This window comes from Actinoplanes philippinensis (assembly GCF_900113015.1).
GTDB lineage: Bacteria > Actinomycetota > Actinomycetes > Mycobacteriales > Micromonosporaceae > Actinoplanes > Actinoplanes philippinensis.
In genome coordinates this window covers 124,776-149,701 of record NZ_FONV01000006.1, presented here as the reverse complement: position 1 = coordinate 149,701, position 24,926 = coordinate 124,776, and the positions used below count along the sequence as shown (strand labels likewise).

The following is a 24,926-nucleotide window of genomic DNA, read 5'->3' as shown; positions in this document are numbered from 1 at the left end:
GCTGGCGAGGGCGTGACTCGCGGAAGGTGGGTTCAGTTGAGCGGCATCGCGGCGCCGACACCACCGGTCGAGCCGCTGCTGCACCTGTTACGGGTGTCGCACCACGCACGCCCCGACGATCTGCCGTACATGGCGATGCGGGCCGCCGAGCGTCTCGGCGTCACGGCGATGGTCATCTTCGTCGTCGACCACCAGCAGCGGGTGCTGCTGCCGCTGAGCGGCCCCGACGTGCCGCACCGCGAGCCGATCGCGGTCGACGGGACCCTGCCCGGCCGGGCGTTCACCCAGGTGCACCCCTGCACCGGCGAGGGCGACGGCGGTGGCGTACGGCTGTGGCTGCCCCTGCTCGACGGCGCGGAGCGGCTCGGGGTCCTCGAGGTCGCGGCGGCCGCCGAGCTGGACGAGCCGGGGTTCGACCACTGCGTGGCGGTGTCCTCGCTGCTGGCCGAGCTGCTGGTGACCCGCGGGCTGTACAGCGACGTCGTCGAGCGGGTGCGCCGTCGCGAGCCGATGCGGCTGGCGGCCGAGATGCTGCGCGCGCAACTGCCCCCGCTGACGTTCTCCACCGGCCACCTGATGATCAGCGGTGTGCTGGAGCCGTGTTACGACGTCGGCGGCGACGCGTTCGACTACGCGGTCAACGGCGACATCGCGCACCTGGCGCTCTTCGACGCGGTCGGGCACGGCTCGGCCGGCGGGATGCGGGCGGTCATCCTGGCGAGCCTGGCGCTGGCCGGCTACCGCAACGCCCGTCGGGCCGGGCTGGACCTGGTCGCCACCTACCACCACATCAACGCCGCGGTCCGTGCCTACGACCGGCCGGGCCTGATCACCGCGGTGCTGGCCGAGATCGATCAGCGCACCGGCATGCTCCGGGTCATCTCCGCCGGGCATCCGGGCGGCATCGTGGTGCGGGGCGGCAAGGTCGTCAAGATCATGCCGACCCCGACGGCGCTGCCGGTGCCGCTGGGTGATCAACGGCCGCCGGTCGTGGTGCAGGAGGCCCTGGAGCCCGGTGACCGGCTGCTGCTGTACACCGACGGGATCGTCGAGGCACGCTCGGCCGCGGGGGAGCAGTTCGGCCTGGACCGGCTCACCGACTTCACGATCCGGGCGATGGCCGACCAGCTGTCCGCCCCGGAGACCACCCGCCGCCTGGTCCACGCGATCCTCGACCACCAGGGCGACGAACTGCAGGACGACGCCACCGTGCTGCTCGTGGAGTATCGCAGCCCGGCGCCCCCGGACTCGGCCGCCGAGCTGGTGGTCCCACCGGCCGGCGCCCTGCTGGACACCTATCCGGCGGGGTAGGGCGCGAGCCGTACCCAGACCTGTTTGCCCTCGCCCTCCCGGCGCACGCCCCAGGTGTGCGCGAACGCGTCGACGAACACCAGCCCCCGGCCACCGGCGCTGTGCTCGTCGATGTCCCGGCGGTGCGGGACCCGGCTGGAACGGTCCGCGACCGACAGCCGGACCCGCCCGTCCTCGGCGTGCACCCGCAGCGCCGGGCAGCCACCGCCGTGCCGGACGGCGTTGGTGACCAGCTCGCTGACGATCAGCGTGGCGTCGTACAACCAATCCTCATCGGTGAGGCCCCAACCGGCCAGCAGCGTCCGCAACGCGCGACGTGCCGCCGACGCCGCGCCGTGGCCGTCCGGCAGTTCGATCTCGGCATTCAATTCGCTGACCACATCGGCTTCCCCGTTGTCCCCGTGACAGCGATCACCTATACCCCCACACCCCAGGATCAATCCGACCAGGGGGTACGAGTGACAGCGATCGCCTGCTGCGGCGGCCCGGACCAGCGCCGTGGTGGTGTCCGGCGGATCAGTCCTCGCCGGTGGCCGGCAGCACGACGATGCCGTCGTCGTCGCTGACCACGCGGGCGCCCGGGGTGAAACGGCAGCCTCCGAACTCGACGACGACGTCACGGTCACCGGCTCCGGTCTTGCCGCTCTTGCGCGGGTTGGAGCCGAGGGCCTTGATGCCGACCGGCAGCTCGCGCAGGGCGGCGACGTCGCGGACGGCGCCGTTGATGATGACGCCCGACCAGCCGTTGCCGACGGCCAGACCGGCGATGAGGTCGCCCATCAGCGCGGTGTGCAGCGAGCCGCCGCCGTCGACGACCAGGACACGGCCGTCGCCGGGTTCGCTGAGGACCGACTTGAGCAGCGCGTTGTCCTGGAAGCAGGAGACGGTGACGGCGGGGCCGCTGAACTGGGCCACACCGCCGTACTGCCGTAGCTGGGTGTCGCAGGACTGCAGGTTCTCGCCGTGCTCGTCGTACAGGTCGGCGGTGGTGGCGGCCATTCCTGGTTCCTTCCGGGTCGGTGGAGTCCGCCGACAGTCTCGGCCGGACCGGCCGGGGAACGATACGCCACCCCGTGGCCCGGACGTCCGGCTACTCGTCGCCGGGCTCGCCGGCCGGCTCCAGCCGGACCTGGCGACGGGTCCGGTCGACCTCGGCGATCCGGACGGTGACGACCTCACCCATCGCCGGCATCCGGGGCAGGACCGACCCGTGCACCAGACCCGCGATGCCCGGCATGACGCGGACGAAGACACCGAAGGGCGCCACCTTGACGACGGGTCCGCGCAGCACCTCACCGACCCGTTCGGCGAACGCGACGAGCGGGTCCGGCTGCAACGCCTTCAACGACAGCTGGACCTGCCCGCGATCGGCGTCGAAGTCGAGCACCTCGGCGGAGATCCGCTGACCCGCGTGCACCACGTCGGCCACGTTGTCGATGTGATCCCAGGTCACCTCCGGGACCCGGATGAAACCGGTGCCGGTGGAGTCGGACGGGAGATCCCCGTCGAGGCGGACGAAGACCCCGAAATTGTGGACCTCCGAGACGGTGCCCCGGACCACGGCGCCGCGCGGCGGCGGGCCCGCGTGAGTCACGCGCCAGTAGTAGCCGTCCGGGTCGAACAGGCGGAAGTCGTGCAGACCCCACGGGCGCAGCTGTAACGCCTCGACGGTGGACAGCCGGGAGCGGCAGTGGTCGTACAGGACCGACACCTCCTCGGCGGTGTCGAGTTCGAGGACGATCTCCACGCCCGCGCCCTTGGCCTGGCCGGGCGGCTGCCGGGCCGGGTGGTCCGCGGCCGGCCCGAAACCCAGGACGACCTCCCCTCTCCGGAGGGCGGCATACCCGTCCGAACGCCGATCCACCTGGAAGCCCAGCATCCCGGTGTAGAAGGCGACGCTCACCTCCAGGTCATCGACGAACAGCTCCATACGTAGGCGCATCAGTCGATCATCCCCGGGCGTTCCCCGCCCGCGCCATCCGGTCGCTACTATTCGCCTTCGTCAATGACAACGGGGGACAGGGACAGTGAGGGTCAGGCGAAGCCATGCCCGGAAGTTCATCGCGATGGTTGCCGCGTCAGCTCTGATCGGAGCGGGCGCCCATGCCGCGGCGTCCTCGCCGCCCGGAGCCTCCGGGACGGTCGTGGCCGGGCCCGGGTCCGAGGCGCCCACGTCGCCGGCGGCACGCGAGCCCGACGCGGATCAGGACGACCTGCATGTCCGGCGTCCCGTCCAGGTCGGCCGGTCCGTCCGGCCGGCCGAGAAGCCCGCCCTGGTCGCGGCGGCACGTGACGCGGTCCGGGACAACAGCAGGGCCGTGCACGCCGTCGCCGGCGAGAAGTACCAGCCCAAGGGCATCGTCGTCGACAGCGGCGGCGCTCGGCACGTGCGCTTCGGCCGCACCTGGAACGGGCTCGAGGTGCTCGGCGGCGACTTCGTGGTGCACACCACCGGCACGGGCAGATTCGCCGGCGCCACGGTGGCCCAGGACGCCGCCGTCGACGTGTCCCGCACACCCGCGGTGGCCGAGCGCGACGCGATCGCGACGGCCGGGAAGCAGCTGACCGGGCCGGCGGAGGCGCGACTGGTCGTCGACGCCCACCAGGGCAAGCCGGCGCTGGCGTGGAAGGTGACGATCGCGGGCCACCTCGTCGTGATCGTGGACGCCACCACGGGCCGCGCGCGGCGCTCGTACGACCTGATCAAGGCTGCTGACACCGCGAGCGGGCACGGGCATTACAACGGCGAGGTGAAGCTGTCCACCACCCGTACCGCGGACGGCTCCTTCACCCTGATCGACGCGGACCGGGGCGGCAACGCCACCCGCGACGCGCTGAACATCCCCGACCGGCCGACCGAGGCCAGCTCCCGGGCGTTCGTCGACGCCGACGACGTGTGGGGCGACGGCACGACGGCCGATCGGGTCACCGCGGCCGTCGACGTGCACTACGGAGTGGCCCGGACCTGGGACTACTTCAAGGACACCTTCGGTCGGGCGGGCATCAACGGCGACGGCAAGGGCGTCACCGCGTACGTTCATCGCGACGTCGACTGGGCGAACGCGTCCTGGAGCGACGCCTGCCTCTGCATGTCGTTCGGCGACGGTGACGCCGCCCGGCAAGCGTTCACGTCGATCGACGACGTCGCGCACGAGATGACGCACGGGCTCACCTTCCGCACCGCCGACCTCGTCTACGAGGGCGAGTCCGGGGCGCTCAACGAGGCCACCAGCGACATCTTCGCCACCCTGGTCGAGTTCGCGGCGGGCAACCCGAGCGACGAGCCCGACTACCTGATCAGTGAGAGGACCGGCCCGCAGCCGCTGCGCTGGATGGACGAGCCCACCCGCGACCGCAAGTCGGCATCGTGCTGGACCCCGGCGGTCCGGAACCTCGACGTGCACCGCTCGTCCGGTGTGGCCAACAAGTTCTTCTACACCCTGGCCGTGGGCAGCGGCACGACGCGGTGGGGCACCAGCACCCCGTGCGGTGGCGCGGCCCCGGTGACCGGCATCGGCAACGACGCGGCCGGCGCCATCTGGTACCGCGCCCTGACCACCTACATGGTTTCGAGCACCGACTTCATCGGGGCGCGGCAGGCCACGCTGCAGGCGGCGACCGACCTGTACGGCTCGACCAGCGCCGAGCGATCCGCGGTGCAGGCCGCGTGGCTCGCGGTGGGCGTGGACGGGTCGGGCACCGTGCCGCCGTCGGACGCCGCGCCCGTTGTCGACCCCGTGACGTTCACCCCGGCGCACCTCGGCACACCGGTGCGGCATCAGCTGACCGGCCGCGACCCGCAGGGGCAGCCCCTTCTCTGGGCGGCGGAGGATCTGCCGCCCGGCCTGACGATCGCGCCGGACGGCCTGATCAGCGGCGTGCCGACGGACAAGGGCGGATGGACGGTACGGATCCACGCCACCGATCCGGACGGCAACTGGGCCAACGCGACGAACACGATGTGGTACGTCACCGGGCCGCCGACCGTGCCAGGGCTGATGCCCACGCCGCCGACCTTCAACGTCGGTGTCCCGGCCTCGTTGCGGGTGCGCTTCGAGGACTACCCGGACTTCCGCGTCCTCGGCCAGACGACGTTGGTGACCGTGGAGACCAGCGGGCTGCCCGACGGCCTGACCGCCACCGCCGTCGCCGACCCCGACCTCACGTGGATGACCAAGGTGACCGTGGCGGGCACCCCCACCACGGCGGGCACCGGGACGATCCGGTTCACCGCGACCGATCCCGACGGTGAGACGGCGACGTTCGACCTGCCGTATACGGTTGGACCGCCGCCGGCGCCCGCGTCCGCGTCCGTGCGCTCCGGCGACGCCGCCGGCACCGCGATCGTGAACTGGAGCGAGCCGGCCACCGGAAGCCCTCAGGTCACCGGCTACGTCGTCAGAGTCACGCCCGGCTCGGAGCGGGTGGTGCCGGCGACGACCCGATCGGTCACCCTGACCGGTCTCGACCCGGCGCGGGCGTACGAGATCGGGGTTCGTGCCCGCCGCACCGCGATCGACAGCGCCGAGAAGGTCGGGACGATGAAACCGGCCCAGCTGACGCTGTCGCCGTCGTCGGCGACCGTCGACCCCGGCGGCCCGGTCACCCTGACCGGAACGGTCACGGGTCCGCCCACCCTCGGCCGGCTCTTCCTGGAGCAGCAGGCCCCCGCGGTGGGCACCTGGACGCGGGTCTCCGCGCTCACCGCGGATGCGGCGGGGGCGTGGAGCCTCACGGTGAACCCCACCGTGACGACGGCCTACCGCGTGTCGTACCCGGCAGGCCTGATCGGCTGGTGGCCGGCCACCAGCACGACCACGACCGTCCGGGTCGGCACGGCCGGTCCGGCGGGCAGCATCGTGTCCCCGGCGCCCGGCGCGCGTGTCAGGGGCTCGGTCAAGGTCGTCTTCCGTGGTGGGTTCGATGTCGCCTCCGCCGAGGTCAACGGCGTGGCGATGAAGCGGGCGGGCAACGATTGGTCGGCGACAGTCGAACCGAGCGGCGGCCGGCTCGTGGTCGAAGCCGCCGACAGCGACGGCTACCGCAGCCGGTTCACCCAGACCGTGGTGGTCGACAACGACGGCCCGGCCGCGACCGTGAACCCGAAGCAGAACACCCGCGTCCGCGGCACCTTCACCACCTCGGTCACCGCCGTGGCGGACGCTTCCGGCGTGGCCAAGGCGGAGCTGTGGGCGAACGGGAAGTATCTGGGCGCCGGATACACCAAGAAGGTCGCGACCGGTAAGAGCAGCGGCAACGTCACGCTCGTCTGGAAGCTGACCGACAAACTCGGCAACACCCGCAGCCACACCCGGACCGTGGTCGCCGACAACAAGGCGCCCTCGCTCTCGATCACCGCCGCGCCGGGCAACAAGGCGAAGGTCAAGGGCACCGTGAAGGTGTCGGTGAAGGCGTCCGACGCCTCCGGCGTCGCGCGGGTCGAGCTGCTCGTGAACGGCAAGGTCGTCGCGACGGACACCAGCGCCGGCTATGTGCTGCGCGTCAACACCGCACGGCTGAGGACCATGAAGGTACGGGTCCGCGCGTACGACAGGCTCGGCAACGTCACCTACACCGGCACCCGCACCTGGTACCGCAGATAACTGCAGCTCAGCTCCGGGTGGTGTGCCGGCGAGACCGGGCACACCACCCCGGTGCGACGGCGTCCGGGTCGACCGGCCGCTCGTGACCGTGGGGGAGTGGCGTCAACTGGCAGGATGGTCGGCGTGACGTATCAGGTGCGGCCGCTGGGGCCGGGGGATCAGCAGCTCGCATGGGATCTCGGGAGCCTCACGTTCGGCTATCACGAGCGGCCCATGCCGGAGGGCTGGGCCTCCGATGGGGCCGGCCGCCGGACGCTCGGTGTCTTCGACCCGGCCGGGCGGATGGTCGCCAAGGCGGTGGACCGCGAGCAGGGCCAGTGGTTCGGCGGCCGGATCGTGCCGACCAGCGGCATCGCCGGCGTGGCGACCGCGGCCGAGCTGCGCGGGCGTGGCCTGGGCCGGCTCGTGCTGACCGAGCTGCTGCGGGGCGCCCGGGAGCGCGGCGCCGTGATCAGCACCCTGTTCGACACCACGCCGGGACCGTACCGGGCACTCGGCTGGGAGGAGGTCGGCGCGCTGGTCCACTACACGGTGCGGACCCGGGTGCTGGCCGAGATCCGCCCCGGCGCCGGGATCACGCTGCGGCCGGCGACCGAGGCCGACATCCCCGCCGTCGGCGACGTGTACCGCGAGGTGGCGCGGACGAGCACCGCCATGATGGACCGTTCCGGGCCCGCTTTCGTCACGCCGCCCGCGGAGTTGCTGGCCGGGCACGACGGCTTCACCGTCGCCGTCGACGAGGCCGGCGCCGTCGTCGGGTACGCCACGTGGGATCGCGGTCCCGGCTACGACGCGAGCGGCAAACTCACCGTGGACGATCTGATCGGGCTGACGCCCGAGGCGACGCGTACGTTGCTGGCCATGCTCGGCGGCTGGGCCAGCGTTGCGCCGACCGTGCTGATCCGGCTGGGCACGGCCGACCCGGTCTGGTCGCTGCTGGCCCGGGGCGACGCCACACCCGAATCCACGCACCCGTGGATGCTGCGCGTCGTCGACGCTCCCGCCGCGGTCGCCGCCCGCGGCTGGCCGCGGCACCTCACCGGCGAGGTGGATCTGGAACTCACCGACGACGTCTGCCCCTGGCATCAGGGCCGCTACCGGTTGAAGCTTTCCCAGGGGTACGGCCGGCTGGAGCCGGGCGGCGCGGGCACCGTACGGCTGACACCACGCGGTCTGGCCTCCTGGTATGCGGGCGCCGCCACCCCGCAGCAGCTACGTCGCAGCGGTTTCCTGAGCGGCGGGGACACCGGCACCGACGACTTGCTGCGCACCGCCACCGCCGGTCCCGTGCCGACGCTGCACGACTACTTCTGAGGCCGGCGCCATTCGCTGCGGAGGACGGCGAAGACGAGTTCGTCCTCCCGGCGGCCTTTCAGGAGGCAACCTTCGACGAAATGGGCCTCCTGACGCATGCCCACCCGCCGGAGCAGTGCCGCTGACGCGCTGTTTCCGGCGACGCAGCGACCGACGACACGGTGCAGGCCGAGCCGCTCGAACGCGAGGCGCAACAGTTCGCGTACCGCCTCGGTTGCCATTCCCTGTCCCTGGAACCGAGGACTGAACACGAATCCGATCTCGCCCAGGCCGCCGGTTTCGCTGAGCCATACGAGTTCCACCTGGCCGATGACGGTGCCGCTGCCCGGGTCGGTCACCGCGAGGCTCAAGCAGTCACCCTCGCCGGACAGGGCGTCCTCGGTGACCATCTGCCGTACCGCCGCGGCCACCTCGTCGCGATCGCGCTCCCGCCACGGCATGTAACGCGCGACCACCGCCTCGCGCTGGTAATCCCAGACGTCCTCGACGTCGTCGGCGTCGAAGGGCCGCAGCACCAGCCGGGCGGTCCGGATCGCATCGATACGCGGCAACATTCCGGCTATTCTCGCCCGCTGCCGGTCCGGCGTCGAACCGCCCGGCGCGGTCAGTCCCAGAAGCATTCCAGGTGATCGGACGTCTCGACCGCGTCCGCCTCGACGCAGAATGCGAGGGCATCGGCCCGCAGCTTGTCGTCGATCTCCGGCGCCCAGACGGTTTCCAGCGACACCCGATAGTCCTCCCGGTCCGGGGTGACCGCGTAACCCTGCGCGTAGGTGCCCGGGTGGTCGCAGACGAACTGGAAGATCTCCCAGGCCGGCGGGGCCGCGTTCTGCCGGTCGTCCGGGTCCAGCCACTTCCCGTCGAACAGCGTGGCCAGCTCGGCGGCGTCCACCGGGCCGAAGAATCCGGCGCCGCCGGTGAAGGTCTCGCCGTTGCCGAGAAAGTCGATGAAGGAGAGCAGCCGGTCGCGGGCGGCGGCGTCCCGGTTGAACGGGAACGGGTCCAGCGAGGCCGGCCGCTCGGCGTCGCAGAGGGCCGGCCGGACCGGGGGACTGGTACGGGCGGGCGCGCTGGTGGTGGTGGCGGCGACCACTGCCGCGCCGGCCACGGGCTCGCCGGAACCCATGGTGGAGGTGGCGGCGACGGCAGCCAGCCCGCAGGCGACCGCGACACCGGCGGAGACGGCAAGATTCGTCGAGCGGCGCACCGGGAGAGTATGCCGCCCCGTGATCAACTACCGCGACCCCGATGCGCCTCCCCTTATGATGATCGCCGCGAATCCCACGGGGCAGGAGTCAGCTGTGTCTTTCCGTTTCCAGCTGTTCGACCCGGCCGGTGCGACCAGCAGCGAGATCGCGGCCCATGTGAACTTGGCGCGTGCGTGTGCGGCGGCCGACCGTCCCTCGGAACCCGCGCCCACGTACGACAGCGTTGTGGTCTCCCTGTCCACCGGAATGAGCGGCCGCGGAAGACCGAACGTCTGGACCGCCCATCGGGGCGAACATCTGGTGGGAAAGGGAATCGTCAGCCTTCCCGCCGACGAGAACACCGACCTGTCGCTGATCGACGTACAGGTCCATCCGGAGCACCGGCGGCGAGGAATCGGTACGGGTCTGCTGCAGCGGATGATGCCCACGATCACGACGCCCGGCCGGGTCACCGTGGCGAGCTGGACAACGATCGAGGACACTCCCGCGGCCCATTGGGCGCGGCATCTCGGTTTCCGGGTGACCAAGCGTGTGGTGGTGCAGGCGTTGGACCTGGAAACGGTCGACCGCGGTCTCTGGGAGCTTCCGGCTCCGGCCGGATATCGGCTGGCGCATTGGCGTGACAGCGCACCGGAACACCTCGTCGAATCGTTCGCGGCGGCACGTAACGCCATCAACGACACGCCGATAGGTGACCTGACCCTCCAGATCCCACAATGGACCGTGGACCGCGTCCGACGTGAGGAGGCCGTCCTCCGCGACCGCAACGTCGAGCAGCATGTCGTCGTGGCCGTCCATGAGCAGAGCAACCGGGTGGCCGGCCTGACCGCATTGCAGTTCTACAGCCCGGACGCGCCGCTCGGCTATCAGCACGACACCGCGGTGCTGGCCGGACACCGGGGGCTGGGGCTGGGCGCCGTCGTCAAAGCGGCGATGCTGCGGTTGATCAGCGCGGAAAGGCCCGCGACCCGGCGATTGGTGACCTCGACCGACGCCGAACAGGCCCCGGCACGCCGGATGAACCAGCGCGTCGGTTTCGAGCCGGTACGGACGGCCATCGTCGTCGAGACACCGGCGACGGACCTCGCCGCCCGCGTCCGCGCCGCACAGCCACTCTGATCAGGAGAGACGGCGATACTTCGGTCACCCGTTCAGTGAAGCGAACTGTCGCCCCGGCTGATCACCGACGGTGATACATGATCACTACGCTGACCGGCTCACGACCATGCGGAGGCCGAGCGCAATCATGATCAACGGGGACCTTTCCGGGGCGGCGGATGCCCAGGCGAGTACGCCTGACACAACGCTGCGTCCTGGCCTGCCGGCGGGCCGGACGCTGCGGATCATCACCGTTGCGGTCGGCGTGGCGATCGCCGTGTACGTGAGTTTCTGGATGCCGGTCGGCTATGTGCCCACGGACGTGAGCCCGATCGATCCCGAGGGTCAGAGCGTTGTGCAGCGGTTCGGGCCGTTCTTCGCGTTGCTGAGCCTGCTGCCGGCGCTCGTCGCAGCGATTCCGATGACATTCCCGGCCCGGGCACAGGGCTGGGCTGGCGCCGGTAGCGCGGCGGTGCTGACCGTTTTCGCCGTCAGCGCGGGCAACCTCGGTCTGTACTACTTTCCGGTTGCGATGCTGCTCTGGGCGGCCACGATCGTACCCCTCGTGCTTGATCGTGGCATTGGCCGTAGTGCCGCCCTCGTCTGGCGTCTCGTCGCCGCGGCATTCCTTGTGCTGCCGGCTCTGCCGGCCGGGTCTGCGATTTTCAGCGACGATTCCGGGATCGTCTGGATCGCGGTGGTGCTCTGGGTTGTGGCGCCAATCGCTCTGGCGGCACTGTGCGTGTGGGGCATGCGGGTGGGCTACGCCCTGACCGCATTCGCCGGCGCGGCGGTCATGGTCGCGGCAGTGGTCGAGCAGGGCTTCCTGTTCGCCGCCTTCTGGCTGGTCGCGGCGGTCTATCTGCTGATCGGCGCCAGCGGCTTCACCGTGACGAGAACGGTTTCCGTGGCCCGGCTCCGTCCCCGTTTCTAGAGACTGTCGGTCTCATATCGGCCGCGCAGCTCCGAAAGCAGATCGACGGTGAGTTCGGTGCCGGCGGCGACCGCGGCGTGAACGTCACGGAAGTATTGTTCGTAGCCCGGCGGGGTGTACATGCAGAGCGCCCGGACCGGCGTGTCGTCACTGGCGTTGCGGAAGCCGTGCACCGAGCCACGGCATGCCGCCACCAGATCGGAGGGGCCGAGGACGATCTCACCGTTCTCGGTCGCCACCGTGAGTTCACCCGACAGGACGTAGAAATACTCGTCGTGGGCGCGGTGGACATGCGGCCGCGCCCCCAGCGTGGCCGGCGGCACGGTGAACTCCTCCAGGCCGAAACGGCCGCCGGTGTGCTCACCGGTGAGCTTGAAAAGGTGCCGGACCCCGGCCGCCGAAATCGGCTCACCATCCGCGGCCCGCACCACCACGGCCGGCACCGACGGTTCATCAGTCATGCCGCGAGTCTGCCAAAGTGGTTTCTACAGTGCGGCCTCGATCTTCTTCGCCAGGGACGGCTTCACGTTGCCGGAGACCCGGACCAGGGTGGTTCCGGTCGTGTAGTGCCATTCGGTGCCCAGCGCCGGGCTGTCCTTGAGCAGGCCGAGAATGTATTTCGAGCGGCGCTGCAGGCTGTCGGCGTCCGGGAATCCCTCGACGACGAGGCCGCGGGCGATGGTGTACGGCTCGGCGCCGGTGTCGCCTCCGGGCAGGTCCGCGGATGCGCGGCTGGTGTAGCCGTTGGGCCGGCCGAACAGTTTGTTCGGGTCGGTGTCCTCGTCCTGCACGGCGAACCTGGTGAGGCCGAGATCCGCCGCCTTCAGCCTGTCGATGGTGGCAGCCGCATCCACCGCCTCCGCCGGGGTCGGTGACGGCGCTGTGGCAGCGACAGCCGCGGAGGTTGCCGGCGCCGGTGGGGCGCCGGCTGGGGCAGTGCCGTTTGAGCAGCCGGCAGCGAGGGCGACGGTGACGGCGGTGATTCCGAGGAGTGATATGCGCACCACCGCACAGTAGTGACTGCTGCTCCTGCCCGATCGGTCCGGGAGGAGGTGGTCTGATCCGGCAGCCGGATCGCCGTCCGGCAGGATGGTGGCATGGCGACGATTCTGGTTACCGGCTCCAGCGACGGCATCGGGCGGCACACGGCGGAGGTCCTGGCGGCGGACGGGCATCAGGTGACGTTGCACGCTCGCAGTGAGCGCCGTGCCGAGGACGCCCGGCGGGCCGTGCCGCAGGCGCGCGGTGTGATCGTCGGTGACCTGGCGTCCCTGGCGCAGACGCGGGAGCTGGCCGCCCAGGCGGTCGGGGCCGGGCCGTTCGACGTGGTGATCCACAACGCCGGCGTCGGTGGTGGGCAAGCCGCCCCGGCGGTCACCGAGGACGGGCTGGAGCGCATTTTCCAGGTCAACACGCTCGCGCCGTACCTGTTGACCGCTCTGATGCCGTCGCCGGGCCGGCTGATCTATCTGACCTCGGGGCTGGAGGCGGACGGCCGGGCACGCCTCGACGATCCGCAGTGGCGGGGCCGGCCGTGGGACGGGATGCAGGCCTACAGCGACTCCAAGCTGTACGACGTGATGCTCGCTTTCGCGGTGGCGCGGCTTCGGCCCGGAACCCTGAGCAACGCGGTCGACCCGGGCTGGATCCGCACCCGGCTGGGCGGGCCGGACGCCACCGACGACCTGCCGGAGGGCGCCGACACCCAGGTGTGGCTCGCCACCTCGGATGAGCCGGCGGCCGTGGTGACCGGCCACTACTTCAAGCGACGCGCGTCGCTGCGGGCCAACCCGCAGGCGTACGACGAGAGCCTGCAGGAGCAGCTGCTGGCCCTCTGTGCGGATCTCACGGGTGTCAAGCTTCCGGCCTAGTCGCTGAGCGACGGCCCGCCGAACGGGTGGTCAGGCCGGCACGCGGGAGGTGTTCACGCACTCGGCGACGTCCAGCACCAGCAGGAGCCGGCCTTCGGTCTTGTACGCGCCGGTGACCAGCGCACGGGACGGGCCGGTCAGGGTCGCCGGCGGCTCCTCGAACATCTGCGCATCGAGGTACGCGACCTGGCCGATCCGGTCCACCAGGAGGCTCACCGGCTCACCGGCGTACCGGACGATCACGTTCATCACCAGACCGGACATGTCGCGGCGGGGCAGCCCGAACTGGACGCGCAGGTCGACCGCGGCGATCACCTGCCCGCGCAGGTTGAACAGGCCACCGACCGCGTTCGGCGCCATCGGCACCGGGGTGTACTCGCTGTACGACAACACCTCCTGGACGGCGTCCACGTCCACGCCGAAGAACTGGCCGGCGACCTCGAAGGTGACGAACTGGCGACTCGACATGTGCTGCTCCCGGGGTGACGTGCGCGTCGGTTCACCAGGAATGTCGGTAGGTCGGGCACCCCAGACAAGGAGTCCGGCGGGTCAATCCGCCGAAGATGCGCCGACCGAGTCCGACATCACTCGGCGGAGGGCGTCGCCGCAGCCGGCAGGGGTGATCGCTTAGGCTCTGCGGTGTGTACGAGGCTTCGCGGATCTGCCGCTGCGTCATCTGTCACGACCACGGCGATCGCGACGACTACGACGCTGCCGACCAGGGCGTGATCGGCAACGTCAACGAGTTCGGGTGGAGCGTCACCGGCGTCGCCGCGGACGAGCAGGGGCCCGGCTGGTCGTACACCATCGGCCGTTGGCACAGCCGGGGCGAGCCGGAGCTGGCCATGTTCGGCCTCGATCTGCGTGTCATGCAGTCGTGCCTGAACACTCTCGGCCAACGGGAGGGCCTCGCCGACGGGCAGTCCCAGGATGATGTCGTCAAGGGCTACCCGCTGCAACTGCGGACCGTCGAGCCGGGGTGGTTCAAGGCCTTCTTCGGTCAGGCGATCTGGTTCTACCGGCAGCCGCCCATTCCCTTCCTGGAGGTCGTCTGGCCGGATCGGGACGGGGCCTTTCCGTGGGAGACCGGCAGCCTGACCCAGCCACACCTCTGGCTCCCGCCCGCCGAGCACGCGCCGGGCGTCTGGACCCAGGATGTGCCCGGGGAGCTGATCACGCGCGAGCCGTGAACAGCCACGCCGCCCGGCGCAGCACCACCCCGGGCCGGTCGGCGAGGCCGGCGACCAGACGGTCGTGGAACTCCTTGCGGCGCTGTTCGTCGAGCGCGTCGAAGAACCGCCGGGCGCCGTGCGTGGCGTACCACCGCCACAACGCCTCGGGATCCTCCAGTTCGAGTTCCACCTCCAGATGTCTCCGGGTCACGTCGCGGAAGCCCACGCCGGCGAGGGCGGCGTCCGCATCGAACGGCGGGACGACGGTGTTCTCGGCGGGCAGGTGGCGAAAGAACTCGTTGAAGAGCTCTTGGCTGCGATCGCCGGGCTCCGAGCCCTCGGACAGCGGCCCCGGCACGGTGAACGCCAGGAGACCTCCCGGGGTGAGGACCCGCTTGATCTCACGCAGCGCGGCGTGCGAGTCGGTCAGTAGATGGACCACGAACCCGGCGGTGACCACGTCGAACGTGGCGTCGTCGAACGGCAGGGCCGCCGCGTCGGCCACCTGGACGGCCGGGAGCGTGGCGGCGAGACGGGCCACCATCGCGGTGGATCCGTCGACGGCCGACACCTCGTACCCGTGCTGCCGGGCGGCCAGAGCCACCGCCCCGGCTCCCGCTCCCACGTCGAGCAGCCGTGCGCCCTCCGCCGGTGGCGGCAATGCGGCGATCATGAGCCGGCCGAAGGAGCTGAAGAACGGGACGACGGTGTCGTAGGACTCCGCGACACGATCGAACACTTCGATCCAGGCATCCGTCATGAGCCGGATCATCGACCCGACAAGACAATGATGTCCACCGATATAGATGTACGGTGCCGACATGGACGCGGACAGCACAGACGGTCTCGCCCCACGCAGATGCCGCCGGCAGGATCTTGCGCCGCTGATCATTACGCAGGCTGTCGTCGGCGGGTTTCGGCTCAAGGGCAGCCGGTCGTCAGGTGGGCCGGAGGGTGGCGTCGAGGTCGCCGAGCAGCAGGGCGATCGCGCTCACGGTGCTCCAGGCCGGGTCCTGGCCGTGGAGGCAGGTCTCCAGTTGTCCCACCAGGGAAACGACACGGTCATCGGCGATCGGCATCGCGCGCAGCTTCTCGCAGAGCGCACGGCAGCGGTCGAGGTCGGTCGTGGTGGGGCGGCTCATGGAGTCGGCGCAGCGGCCGAACGCCTCCCCCAGGGCGCTGACCACGGTGCGTACGCCGGCCAGGTCGTTATCCTCCACGCGTCAGAGGCTAGCCAACCGGGAGTGGGGGAGCGCGTTGATCGGGCGCGGGCTGGTGAAGGTGGAACGGCTGGGCTGGTGCGAGAGCGGCGCGTTGGCCGAGCGCGCCGTCGGGCCGGTGCATCTCGTGTTCGACGGGGGCCGTGGCCTCTTTGTCAGCGGGCGAAGTGACTGGTCGCTCGAGGTGGTCGAGACCGCGCCGGGGGATTCGGCGTGGCTGACCGCCTACGACTACGACTGGCACGGGTCCCGGTGGGTGTTACGGGACGCGTCCGGCGAGGCGCCGTTCGCGGCGGTGATCGCCGAGAGACTCGCCGCCCTGGAGCCGGTGCGTGACGAGGTCGGCGAGGTGGTCGGTCTCGACCTCGGCTTCGGCGGCCGGACCGTCACGCTTCGTATGTCGGAGGGCGAGGTGACGACGTGATCCAGCAGACCCGGCGGCAGATCAGCTGACCGCGGAGTGCAGGCGCCAGCCGTGCGAGCCGGCCCGCTTGGCCTCGTACATGGCGGTGTCGGCGCGGCGCAGCAGCTCGGCCGCGCCGTGCTCGCCGGGCCGGGCGACCGCGATGCCCACGCTCGCCCGGATCCGCAGCATGTGCCCGGCCAGCGGCTCCGGCTCGGCGAGGCGGGCGATGATCCGCTCGGCCACGGTGATCGCGTCGTGCGGGTCGCCGATCTCGGTGAGCAGCACCGCGAACTCGTCACCGCCGAGCCGGGCCACCAGGTCCCGGCCCAGCACGCTGGCGCGCAACGTGCGGGCGGTGAACACCAGCAGCTCGTCGCCGGCCGCGTGGCCCAGCTCGTCGTTGACCTGTTTGAAACCGTCCAGGTCGAAGTAGAGCACCGCGCCCAGCGCCGAGCGGCTCTCGCCGGAACACCACGAGGTCAGCCCGGTACGCAGCGCGGCCGGGTTGGCCAGTCCGGTGAGCGCGTCGTGGGTCGCCTCGTAGGCGAGCTTCTCCTGGTAGGTCTTGCGGGCGGTGATGTCGCGGTGGTTGAAGACCAGACCGCGGACGGCCGGGTTGTCCAGCAGGTTGCGGGCGGAGATCTCGTGCCAGCGCCAGGTGCCGTCGGCGTGCCGCAGCCGCGCCTCGACCACGTGCTCCCCGTCGCCGCCGAGCAGCTTCTTGAACATCGTCTCGGTGACCTCGGCGTCGTCGGGGTGGATCAGCTCCGCCTGCCGGGCCAGGTGCTCCTCGACGGTGGTGCCCATGACCCGTTCGACGGCCGAGCTCACGAAGACCGGCGTGCCCTTCGCGTCGGTGATGACCGTGACGTCGTGCGAGTCCTGCAGCACCGCGCGGAACCGCTCCTCGCTGCTGGTCCGGTCCTGTTCGGCGGCGGCGCGCGCCTGCGACTCCCGCCCGATCAGCACCATCGCGGTCAGCACCGCGGCACCGCCGACCAGCCCGGCAAGCTGCGCCGACCGGTTGTCCAGATACGACGGCGCGAGCCCGGCCCACACGGCCGCCTGCCCGGCCGCGATCGCCACGATCACCAGGGCCACCACCGCACGCCAGCGCCGGGCGAAGTCGTCGCAGACCAGCCAGCCGACGATCACGAAGTCGAACGTCATCACCGGGCCCCAGCCGGTCAGATACAGCACCGCCGCGGTCAGCGCCAGTTGCAGTGCCGTGGTCGCCAGCCCGGGCCGGGCCGTCGCCAGAGCCGTCACCACGACCGTACCGATGATCAGGAACGCGTTGAAGTGCCAGATGTTGCCCGGCACGGCGAGGCCGAACGCGTGCAGCGCCGTCAGCGAGGCGACACCGAAGAGTGCCTCGATCAGGCGGAACCGGCGGAGCAGCTGGGGCATACGGCCTTCTTCGGTGCCACGGGGCCGCCGTTGAGGCAGGCGCGGGTTGCCTTACCGGAGCGGTTGCCCGTAGACGCCGGCCAGGATCTCCTCCTCCAGGGCCGGGCCGGTCGGATGCCAGCCCAGCAACGCGCGCGTCCGGGCACTCGACGCCGCCATGCCCAGGCCGAAGAAGAAGCCCACGACCCCGAAGTGCTCCTCGGCGCGGGCGGGGTCGACCGAGGTCACCGGCAGTTGCAGCGCCTTGCCGAGCGCCTCGGCGATGGCCCGGGTGCTGATCGACTCCTCGGCGACGGCATGCAGGCGTACGCCGGCCGGGGCCCGCTCGATGCCGAGCCGGATGAGGCGCGCCGCGTCGGAACGGTGGACGGCCGACCAGGCGGTGGACCCGTCGCCGAGATAGGCGGAGACACCGCTGCGGCGGGCGGCCTCGACCAGGAACGTGACGAAACCCCAGTCACCGGCGCCGTGCACCGACGGGGCGAAACGCACGATGACGGTACGGACGCCGCGCCCGGCGTAGCTCAGGGCGAGGTTCTCGCTGTCACCACGGGAGTCCGCCGGCCCGCGGTCGGTCTCCAGCGCCGCCCGGCCCTCGACCACGCCGGACAGCCCGTTGGCGACGACGAACGGGCGGCCGGTGCCGGTGAGCGCCTCGGCCATCGCGTGGACGGCGGCCCGCTCGGCACGGTCGCTCTCCTCCGGGTCACTCCAGTCGTGCTTGTTGGCCAGGTGCACCACGGCGTCGGCCTCGGTGGCGCCGCGTCGCAGCGCGTCGAGGTCGTCGAGATCACCGCGCAGGGCGGTGGCGCCCTTGGCCGCCAGTTTCGCGGCGGACTCGTCGGAGCGGGCCAGGCCGACGACGCGGTGACCGGCGGCGAGCAGCTCGTCGGTGGTGGCCGAGCCGATCCAGCCGGTGGCTCCGGTGACGAAGACATTCATGCGGTTTCTCCTCCTCGGAGAGTTCCGGTTCACGGTGTACCGAAACTGTAGACGATAACGAGGCATGGTGCCTCGTTATTTGTGCCGAAGAAACGAGGCACGCTGTCTCGTACGATGTCCGCATGATCGAACCGAAGGGTCGCGGCGGCCGCCCCCGCAGCGAACAGGCACGCGACGCCGTCCTGCACGCCGTGGACGATCTGCTGCTCGAGGTCGGCTACGCGGCCCTGACCATGAAGGGCATCGCCGAACGCGCCGGCGTCGGCCGGCAGACCGTCTACCGCTGGTGGTCCACGAAGGCGGAGATCCTGTTCGAGGCGTGCGTGACCGACGCCGAGGAGGAGCTCACGATCGCACCGGCGGACACCCCGACGGCTGAGATCACCAACTACCTGGACGCCCTCGTCGCCTTCCTGACCCGCTCACCGGCGGGCGCCGCCTACCGGGCGTTGCTGGCCGCCGCGCAGCACGACACCGCGGTCCACCAGCTGATCACCTCGCGCGACGTGCTGGGTGCCAGCGCGAGAACCGTCCTGACCCGGATCACCCCCGGCGTGACCGGCCTGGACCACGCCACGGCCCGCTTGATCGGCCCCACCTTCTTCTGGATCATGACCGGCCGCGACCCGGCGCAGCTCGACACCCGGGCCCTGGCCCACGACTTCCTCCGCGACTGCGCCGTCTGAGCCACCGGAGTGTCCCGGACGGGCCGATTGGTCCGCCCGCGCGAGGGTATGCGGCCGGCATGGAGCGAGTGAGCAGCAAACACGGCCGGCGTCTCGACGAGGAGTTGAAGCACGAGGTGCGCGGTCACGAGCAGGGCATCGCCGGCGGCCGGGCCGAGGAGTGGCGGGTTCCCGAACCGGCCGGGGAGGACGAGCCGGAGGTCAGCCGGGTGCCGAACGCGGACGCCGGCGCCGACCTCAGCCGCTTCGGCCGTTACATCGGACTGTCCAGCATGCCGGGCGACCGCGAGGCCCTGCGGCGCGGCGCCGAGACACTGGGCGCGCCGGACGACGTCCTCGGCGACCTGGACCGCCTGCCCGACGGCGTGCAGTTCCACACCGTCACCGAGATCTGGGCGGCGCTGGGCCGCGGTTCAGCCGACCGGCGTCCGGACTGATCAGATTCAAAGACCTTCCCGCGGTACGGCGTCCGCGGCGATCGGCACGGCGTGACGAATGTAGTCGTTCCGGCCCTACAGAGTCAGCGTCGGCGGCCGGTGGATCCGGAAGAAGCCCGTGGAACTGCGGGGGCCGCGGCGACGCGACCCCCGCGCCTATTTCACACTCAGACGCACCAGGGCTCGCCCGGGTCGCAGGAGTCGAGGTAGGCCGAGGAGGCCTTGTCGTTGCGGACCTGGCCACCGAAATTGACCTTGGCCCATGGCTCGATGACCTGGTGACGGCCGCCGTAATTGGTGTTCTCGAAGACGATCAGATACTGGTCGGTGTTGTTGTGCACCGACGACGCCTGGTCGTTGAGGTTCACTCCGTTGTGGAACTTGTGCTGCGAGAACACCTTGACGCCGGCGCCGCCCTGGGCCAGGCCGGCCAGCGTCGCCGGGCTGCCCGCCAGGTTGAGGTCCTGGTAGAAGCACACCTGCCGGGCCGGGCAGGCGTAGTCGGCGGAAGCGGGCGAGGAAATCGCCAGAATCGAGCCCGGCACGGCCATGGCGATTCCCGCCCCGGCAGCCGCGATACGCCTGTTGAACATTTTCACTGATCCTCCTTGAAGCACTGTGGTGTGCCGCGAAAAGCCTAGGAGGACGCACTTGAGAAACTGTTCATCGTCACTTGACGCAACGATCCGGCGGGTGATCACGGCGCCCGGCGTCGTTGCCGGGCGCCGCGTCGGCACGTCCTACTGGAAGTCGCAGCCCGGGTTGGGGGCGTCGACCGACAGCGGTGAACCTGTCGGCAGGACGTACAGGACCTCGAGGATCACCGGCACCGTGCCGCGGTTGACGCCGATGTGCACGTTGCCGTCGCCGCTGGGCTCCTGGATGAAGCTGCCGCGCCGGTACACGCCGTCGGACTCGCACGTCGAGGCGAAGTGGCTGAGTGTGCCCTGCTTGACCCAGCCGTACAGCTCGCCCTTGTGCCAGTGCCAGCCGGTCGCCTGACCGGCCGGGATGGTGATCTCACGCAGGATGTAGTCGGTGTCGCCGACTGTCTTCTGCGAGATGATGGTGCCGCTCACGCCCGGGCCGGGCGGGGTCGCCTGCGCCGGCGCCCCGACGGTGAGCGCCGCCGCGGTGGCGGTGGCCGCCAGCCCACCGGCGAGCATCAGTCTCCGTGTCACGGATTTCTCCCTTTTCGGTCTTCTCCGGTGTCGTCCACGATCACGGTAGAGACGCCCACTTGTCTATCAGTGGACGATTTGTTGACCGTACGCTCGACTCCGGAGCGCGTTCACAAACTATCCAGTGGGGCCTGTCAGGGTGAGCACCGAACGTTTCCCATCGGTGATCGGAGTTTCGACAATGACCAAGCCCACGATCGTCCTCGTCCACGGCGCCTGGGCCGACGCGTCCAGCTGGAACGCCGTCGCGACGCAGCTGCGCGGCCAGGGCTTCACCGTGCTGGCGCCGCCGAACCCGCTGCGTGGGGTGGAGTCGGACGCCGCGTACCTGTCGTCGTTCGTCGCGCAGCGCACCAGCGGGCCGGTGGTGCTCGTCGGCCACTCGTACGGCGGTGTGGTGATCAGCAACGCCGCCGGCAACGGTGGTGACGTGCGGGCACTGGTGTACGTGAACGCGTTCATCCCGGCCGAGGGGGAGAGCATCTTCCAGATCCTCGGCGGCTCCGGGTCGGCGCTGGACGTGCCGGACCCGACGACGGTGCTCGACATCGCCGGCTACCCGGGCGCCCCGGAGGGTGACGCGGAGGCCTTCCTCAAGCCCGGCACCGTGCACCGCTACTTCGCCCAGGACCTGTCCGAGGACGACGGCTGGCTCATCGTCGCCGGTCAGCGGCCGATCACCCTCGGCGCCAACGCGGGCGCGACCGTCACCGCGGCCTGGCGGACCCTGCCGAGCTGGGCCGTCGTCGGCACCGACGACCTGGTGATCCCGGCGGCCACCCAGCGGTCGATGGCGGAGCGGGCCGGCTCCAAGATCCTTGACGTGGCCGCCTCACACGTGTCGCTGGTGTCGCAGCCGTCGGTCACCGTCGAGGCGATCCTGGCCGCCGCCACGCACGTCGGCGAGTGAGGATGCCGCGTCTGCCCGCCGCCGGGCTGGTCGTCGCCGGGCTGCTGCTGAACACGGCCTGCTCCGGCGGCGGCGAGGCACAGCCGTCACCGGCCGGGACGCCGGGCACGTCCCCGAGCGCCGCGTCCCCGCCGGCCGCGGCGACCACCACCGCTGCCGGTCCGGCCTCGAGCCCGCCGGCCGCGACGTCCCAGCCGGACACCGGCTCCGGCTCCGGCGGCGGGGACGTGTTCAGCGGCACCCGGCAGGTCTACCTGCTGCCCGAGAACAGCGAGGCCACCCTCGGCGTGGTGGGCGGCGGCAGGATCGGGCTGTCCGAGGCGTTCGACGACAACGCGCTGTTCGTGCTCACCCCGGCCGGCGGCGACCGGTACCGGATCCGGACCGCGAAACTGCGGGCCGGTGGTGAGGCGCTGTGCGTGTCGGCGAAACTCGGGGCCGGTGGCAAGCCGGGCGCCGTCGTGACGACCGGCTGCGACGCGGCGGCCGGGGATCAGCTGTTCCGGTTCCGGCGTACGGGCGAGTCGAACGGCAAACCCACCTACACGATCCGGACCGGCTCCGGCACGTACATCATCCAGGATCCGAACGGTGACATCGCCGGGACCGGAACCGGGGTGGCCGCGGTGAGCATCGGGGAGGGCACCCCCGACATCGACACCCCGTTCGTCATCCCCGACAAGGGAAAGGCGACACTGCCACCTCCGGTGGGCTGACGAACCTCCAGACGTGGCGCCCGGCCGGTGATCCCGGCCGGGCGCTGTAGGTGGTCGGCCCGGCGGGTCACAGGTTGTTGATCCGGGCCAGCAGCTCCGCCTCGGTCAGGTTCTCCAGGACCGCGTCCTGCTTGCGGCCCAGGACTGCGATCAGCTTCTCCTTCTCCAGCTTCTTGGCCGCCGCCGCCTTCGCCGCCTGCTCCTCGGCGATGCGTACGGCGATGACGTGCTTGACGACCTCCAGCTTGGTCTCCAGCGTCGCCTTGGCCGGGTTCGCCTCGGTGGCCACGAACGACTCGGTGTCGACAGCCTTGAGCTCGGCGTTGACCGCCTTGGCCACGTCGTCGAGGCTGAAGCCGGACTTGGCGGTCAGCGGAAGCTCCCACAGCTGTTCGGTGGTGAGCAGGCCCTTGGCCGACGGGTAGCGGAACTTCTCCCGCGTGGCCTTCTCGAAAATGGTCACGATGCCTCTCTCGTACATGAGGGACAGGAAAATCAGAACTGGATGCTGATGAGGCGGCGCCGGCCGCCGTTCATGGTCACCTTGGCGACCACCGAGTTGCGGACCGTCGAGCTGAAACCGAGCCCGGACAACTGGTCGGAGGTCGGTTCACACTTCGTACGGTCCCCGAGGACCTCGAACACCTTGCGGTGCGGCTGCAGGTCGCGGCGGAGGAACTCGTTGTAGATGCCGCGGGTCGGCTGGTCGTTCACGCAGTCCTTCAGCATGAAGAAGTAGTGGCGGTTGCCGACCTCGTTGTCGTCGAAGTAGTTCGGCGAATACATGATCGTGGACACCGGCACGAACTGTTCGGTGGTGATGCCCCACAGGTCCTTTCCGGCGCTGCCCGACCGCATGTCCTTCCCCGGCCGGAATGCGGTGATCACCTCGCCGGCGACCGTCATCCGGCCCACCTCGACCGTCTCCTTCTGGGCGACCGCCCGCTCGTAGCTGTAGTGCTCGACCTTCCCCGCGCTCTCCGTCTCGATCACGAAGCCGCCCCGGCTGCTGTCCCGCTTGCGGAACTGGTTCACCTCGATCCGGTACTCACCGTCGGCGATCTTGCCGGCCCAGGTGACGTTCTCCACCGGCTCGTCCGAGAGCGGGCTGCTCGCGTTCATGTCGACGTCCAGCTTGTGGCGCTTGTCCTGATACCAGATGTGGGTGCCGTCGGGTTCGTACACGTGCAGGTCGAGATCGTCGTGGTTGAACCAGGACAGGCTCACCCGCAGCTTGCCGGTGACGTTGCCGCCGGCCCGCTTGACCTTCTCCCTGATCGAGTCGGTGACGTTGCCGCCGTACGACCAGGCGAAGTCGTTGTCCCAGGTGAACAACGGCGGCGCGGCCGGGTTCCGGCCGGTGGTGAGGCTGACGAAGTGCGGCTCGTGACTGTTGCCGACCCACAGGTCGATGCTCGCGGCGCCGGGAAGGATGTCCTTCATGAAGGCGACGACGGGGACCTCCTCCGGCTTCGCGTCCCGCCCGCCCGCACCGGACGGCCGCGTGGTGGCCGCCTGCATGAGCAGCCCTTCGATGCCGTCCTTCATCCGCGACCGGGTGTCGTTGTCGACCCACAGCACGTTGTTGACCGACACGTCGGACAGCCGCGCGAACCGTCGCTGCAGCGACTCCTCGAGACCCAGCTCGCCGATGGTCTTCATGGCGGCCTTCACCATCGCCGGCGTGATCAGCGCCGTGGGACGCTGATAGTTCTGCGGCGCCACCTTCGTCTCGAACGACCGGACCGCCTGCTCCAGGTCGACGCCCTCGGACAGGTCCTGCACGAGGGTGCCGATCACCGTGTTGCGGAACCGCGCCGCCGGGTTCATCGCGTTGGCGAACACGAAGACCCGCCCGTCGGCCGCCTGCGCCCACTGGTTGCGCAGCGACCGGAACTCGGTCACCGCCCGCCGGTGCTCCTCCCCGCGGTAGAGGGCGTTGTCGTCGATGAGGTCGACCACGGTGTCCAGGGCGTGCGGGGTCAGCTCGGCCAGGCCACGCTGGAACACCTGCACCGCGGCGTCGAAGGCGCCCCGTGCCGGGCCGACGTCGGTGGTCCGGTGCCGGTCCGCCACCCGGCCGTGCAGGTGGTGCCACACCTCGACCTGGCCGTCACGCAGCGTGCGGGTCGTCTTCGTGCCGTACTGCGCCTCGGTGGACCGGAAAATGCCGGACAACGGCAGCGTGCCGACGAATTCGTCCATTGCCGCGGCGACCACGGAAAAGACAGGATCAAAGGCGGAAACCCCCGACCAGAGGGTACGGACGTGTCCGTCCTGGATCTCGACGACATTGCCGAAGTTCTTGACGAATCCGCGACAGGTCGAGCAGTCGTACTCGGACCGCTCCCGAAACCGCAGATTGGTGCCGGCGGGGAAGGATTCGAGAAAGGTGAGCCAGAGCGAGTCCCGATCGAGCCCGTCGCCGACAACGAACAACTCACCCTTTGACATTGCGGACAGACGCGTCCCCACGTCTGCCACGAACTGCTGAAAATCGGCCACTG

28 protein-coding genes are annotated in these 24,926 nt (G+C 70.6%); 12 read left to right on the top strand and 16 right to left on the bottom strand.

The window, feature by feature from the left end; translation table 11 throughout:
* Nucleotides 1-36: 36 nt before the first annotated feature.
* Nucleotides 37-1,311: a PP2C family protein-serine/threonine phosphatase gene (locus BM290_RS16935; RefSeq protein WP_239143441.1), complete on the top strand. Its 1,275-nt coding sequence runs from the start codon at nt 37-39 to the stop codon at nt 1,309-1,311.
* Here the strand turns inward: BM290_RS16935 and BM290_RS16930 are convergent.
* The 3 genes from BM290_RS16930 to BM290_RS16920 all read right to left on the bottom strand — a co-directional run bounded on the left by BM290_RS16930 (nt 1,296) and on the right by BM290_RS16920 (nt 3,253).
* Entirely contained in the window at nt 1,296-1,691 is a 396-nt protein-coding gene (locus BM290_RS16930) for an ATP-binding protein (RefSeq protein WP_093615052.1), read from the bottom strand. The genes BM290_RS16935 and BM290_RS16930 overlap by 16 nt on opposite strands.
* 136 nt (nt 1,692-1,827) lie before the next feature.
* On the bottom strand, nt 1,828-2,310 hold the full coding sequence (gene rraA / locus BM290_RS16925) for a ribonuclease E activity regulator RraA (RefSeq protein WP_093615050.1): 483 nt from the start codon (nt 2,308-2,310) through the stop codon (nt 1,828-1,830).
* A 91-nt stretch (nt 2,311-2,401) separates the two neighbouring features.
* A complete protein-coding gene (locus BM290_RS16920) occupies nt 2,402-3,253 on the bottom strand; it encodes a S1 RNA-binding domain-containing protein (RefSeq protein ID WP_093615048.1) in 852 nt (283 codons plus the stop codon).
* A gap of 124 nt (nt 3,254-3,377) precedes the next feature.
* Here BM290_RS16920 and BM290_RS16915 point away from each other — a divergent pair, with 124 nt between their 5' ends.
* Both BM290_RS16915 and BM290_RS16910 read left to right on the top strand, forming a co-directional pair.
* The gene (locus tag BM290_RS16915; protein WP_093615046.1) at nt 3,378-6,914 is read left to right on the top strand and encodes a M4 family metallopeptidase; all 3,537 of its coding nucleotides are present in this window, start codon (nt 3,378-3,380) and stop codon (nt 6,912-6,914) included.
* Nucleotides 6,915-7,037: 123 nt separating this feature from the next.
* Nucleotides 7,038-8,228 carry a GNAT family N-acetyltransferase gene (locus tag BM290_RS16910; RefSeq protein ID WP_177319757.1) on the top strand — a complete coding sequence of 397 codons (1,191 nt, stop codon included), beginning with the start codon at nt 7,038-7,040 and terminating at the stop codon, nt 8,226-8,228.
* Here the strand turns inward: BM290_RS16910 and BM290_RS16905 are convergent.
* Together BM290_RS16905 and BM290_RS47305 are read right to left on the bottom strand one after the other, a co-directional pair.
* On the bottom strand, nt 8,219-8,848 hold the full coding sequence (locus tag BM290_RS16905; RefSeq protein WP_239143440.1) for a GNAT family N-acetyltransferase: 630 nt from the start codon (nt 8,846-8,848) through the stop codon (nt 8,219-8,221). The two genes, BM290_RS16910 and BM290_RS16905, sit on opposite strands and share 10 nt — an antisense overlap.
* Nucleotides 8,833-9,435, bottom strand: coding sequence for a hypothetical protein (locus BM290_RS47305; protein ID WP_177319756.1), 603 nt, complete (start codon nt 9,433-9,435; stop codon nt 8,833-8,835). The genes BM290_RS16905 and BM290_RS47305 overlap by 16 nt, the downstream gene beginning before the upstream one ends.
* 19 nt (nt 9,436-9,454) lie before the next feature.
* Here BM290_RS47305 and BM290_RS16900 point away from each other — a divergent pair, with 19 nt between their 5' ends.
* Both BM290_RS16900 and BM290_RS16895 read left to right on the top strand, forming a co-directional pair.
* On the top strand, nt 9,455-10,555 hold the full coding sequence (locus BM290_RS16900; RefSeq protein ID WP_177319755.1) for a GNAT family N-acetyltransferase: 1,101 nt from the start codon (nt 9,455-9,457) through the stop codon (nt 10,553-10,555).
* A 127-nt stretch (nt 10,556-10,682) separates the two neighbouring features.
* On the top strand, nt 10,683-11,468 hold the full coding sequence (locus tag BM290_RS16895; protein WP_143133781.1) for a hypothetical protein: 786 nt from the start codon (nt 10,683-10,685) through the stop codon (nt 11,466-11,468).
* Here BM290_RS16895 and BM290_RS16890 read toward each other — a convergent pair.
* Nucleotides 11,465-11,929: a cupin domain-containing protein gene (locus BM290_RS16890; protein ID WP_093615036.1), complete on the bottom strand. Its 465-nt coding sequence runs from the start codon at nt 11,927-11,929 to the stop codon at nt 11,465-11,467. The two genes, BM290_RS16895 and BM290_RS16890, sit on opposite strands and share 4 nt — an antisense overlap.
* 24 nt (nt 11,930-11,953) lie before the next feature.
* Nucleotides 11,954-12,322 (bottom strand): hypothetical protein, encoded by a 369-nt coding sequence (locus tag BM290_RS16885; RefSeq protein WP_093615034.1) that lies wholly within the window; start codon nt 12,320-12,322, stop codon nt 11,954-11,956.
* A gap of 243 nt (nt 12,323-12,565) precedes the next feature.
* Here BM290_RS16885 and BM290_RS16880 point away from each other — a divergent pair, with 243 nt between their 5' ends.
* Complete coding sequence (locus tag BM290_RS16880; protein WP_093615032.1) at nt 12,566-13,339, top strand: SDR family NAD(P)-dependent oxidoreductase; 774 nt, start codon at nt 12,566-12,568, stop codon at nt 13,337-13,339.
* 30 nt (nt 13,340-13,369) lie between these two features.
* Here BM290_RS16880 and BM290_RS16875 read toward each other — a convergent pair whose 3' ends face one another.
* The gene (locus BM290_RS16875) at nt 13,370-13,807 is read right to left on the bottom strand and encodes a chemotaxis protein CheW (RefSeq protein ID WP_093615030.1); all 438 of its coding nucleotides are present in this window, start codon (nt 13,805-13,807) and stop codon (nt 13,370-13,372) included.
* A 173-nt stretch (nt 13,808-13,980) separates the two neighbouring features.
* Here BM290_RS16875 and BM290_RS16870 point away from each other — a divergent pair, with 173 nt between their 5' ends.
* Nucleotides 13,981-14,529, top strand: a complete 549-nt coding sequence (locus BM290_RS16870; RefSeq protein WP_177319754.1) for a DUF4262 domain-containing protein — start codon at nt 13,981-13,983, stop codon at nt 14,527-14,529.
* Here the strand turns inward: BM290_RS16870 and BM290_RS16865 are convergent.
* Nucleotides 14,513-15,271: a class I SAM-dependent methyltransferase gene (locus tag BM290_RS16865; protein WP_177319753.1), complete on the bottom strand. Its 759-nt coding sequence runs from the start codon at nt 15,269-15,271 to the stop codon at nt 14,513-14,515. The genes BM290_RS16870 and BM290_RS16865 overlap by 17 nt on opposite strands.
* Nucleotides 15,272-15,449: 178 nt before the next feature.
* Nucleotides 15,450-15,731 carry a hypothetical protein gene (locus BM290_RS16860; protein WP_093615026.1) on the bottom strand — a complete coding sequence of 94 codons (282 nt, stop codon included), beginning with the start codon at nt 15,729-15,731 and terminating at the stop codon, nt 15,450-15,452.
* A 37-nt stretch (nt 15,732-15,768) separates the two neighbouring features.
* Here BM290_RS16860 and BM290_RS16855 point away from each other — a divergent pair, with 37 nt between their 5' ends.
* The gene (locus BM290_RS16855; protein WP_143133780.1) at nt 15,769-16,155 is read left to right on the top strand and encodes a hypothetical protein; all 387 of its coding nucleotides are present in this window, start codon (nt 15,769-15,771) and stop codon (nt 16,153-16,155) included.
* 21 nt (nt 16,156-16,176) lie between these two features.
* On the opposite strand, the gene BM290_RS16850 is transcribed toward BM290_RS16855, so the two are convergent.
* On the bottom strand, nt 16,177-17,547 hold the full coding sequence (locus BM290_RS16850) for a diguanylate cyclase domain-containing protein (RefSeq protein ID WP_093615022.1): 1,371 nt from the start codon (nt 17,545-17,547) through the stop codon (nt 16,177-16,179).
* A 51-nt stretch (nt 17,548-17,598) separates the two neighbouring features.
* Complete coding sequence (locus BM290_RS16845) at nt 17,599-18,489, bottom strand: SDR family oxidoreductase (protein ID WP_093615020.1); 891 nt, start codon at nt 18,487-18,489, stop codon at nt 17,599-17,601.
* A gap of 122 nt (nt 18,490-18,611) precedes the next feature.
* On the opposite strand from BM290_RS16845, the gene BM290_RS16840 reads away from it, so the two are divergent.
* Nucleotides 18,612-19,175 carry a TetR/AcrR family transcriptional regulator gene (locus BM290_RS16840; RefSeq protein ID WP_093615018.1) on the top strand — a complete coding sequence of 188 codons (564 nt, stop codon included), beginning with the start codon at nt 18,612-18,614 and terminating at the stop codon, nt 19,173-19,175.
* Nucleotides 19,176-19,234: 59 nt separating this feature from the next.
* On the top strand, nt 19,235-19,612 hold the full coding sequence (locus BM290_RS16835) for a DUF2795 domain-containing protein (protein WP_093615016.1): 378 nt from the start codon (nt 19,235-19,237) through the stop codon (nt 19,610-19,612).
* Between the two features lie 167 nt (nt 19,613-19,779).
* On the opposite strand, the gene BM290_RS16830 is transcribed toward BM290_RS16835, so the two are convergent.
* Both BM290_RS16830 and BM290_RS16825 read right to left on the bottom strand, forming a co-directional pair.
* Nucleotides 19,780-20,205: a peptidase inhibitor family I36 protein gene (locus tag BM290_RS16830; protein WP_093615014.1), complete on the bottom strand. Its 426-nt coding sequence runs from the start codon at nt 20,203-20,205 to the stop codon at nt 19,780-19,782.
* A gap of 147 nt (nt 20,206-20,352) precedes the next feature.
* Nucleotides 20,353-20,793 (bottom strand): cupin domain-containing protein, encoded by a 441-nt coding sequence (locus BM290_RS16825; RefSeq protein ID WP_239143439.1) that lies wholly within the window; start codon nt 20,791-20,793, stop codon nt 20,353-20,355.
* A gap of 181 nt (nt 20,794-20,974) precedes the next feature.
* Between BM290_RS16825 and BM290_RS16820 the strand changes: the two genes are divergently transcribed.
* Nucleotides 20,975-21,703 carry an alpha/beta fold hydrolase gene (locus tag BM290_RS16820; RefSeq protein ID WP_093615010.1) on the top strand — a complete coding sequence of 243 codons (729 nt, stop codon included), beginning with the start codon at nt 20,975-20,977 and terminating at the stop codon, nt 21,701-21,703.
* Between the two features lie 2 nt (nt 21,704-21,705).
* The gene (locus tag BM290_RS16815; RefSeq protein WP_093615008.1) at nt 21,706-22,419 is read left to right on the top strand and encodes an RICIN domain-containing protein; all 714 of its coding nucleotides are present in this window, start codon (nt 21,706-21,708) and stop codon (nt 22,417-22,419) included.
* Nucleotides 22,420-22,486: 67 nt separating this feature from the next.
* Here BM290_RS16815 and BM290_RS16810 read toward each other — a convergent pair whose 3' ends face one another.
* Nucleotides 22,487-22,882, bottom strand: a complete 396-nt coding sequence (locus BM290_RS16810; protein WP_093615720.1) for a hypothetical protein — start codon at nt 22,880-22,882, stop codon at nt 22,487-22,489.
* Nucleotides 22,883-22,914: 32 nt separating this feature from the next.
* Nucleotides 22,915-24,924 (bottom strand): hypothetical protein, encoded by a 2,010-nt coding sequence (locus BM290_RS16805; RefSeq protein ID WP_093615006.1) that lies wholly within the window; start codon nt 24,922-24,924, stop codon nt 22,915-22,917.
* Nucleotides 24,925-24,926: the final 2 nt, after the last annotated feature.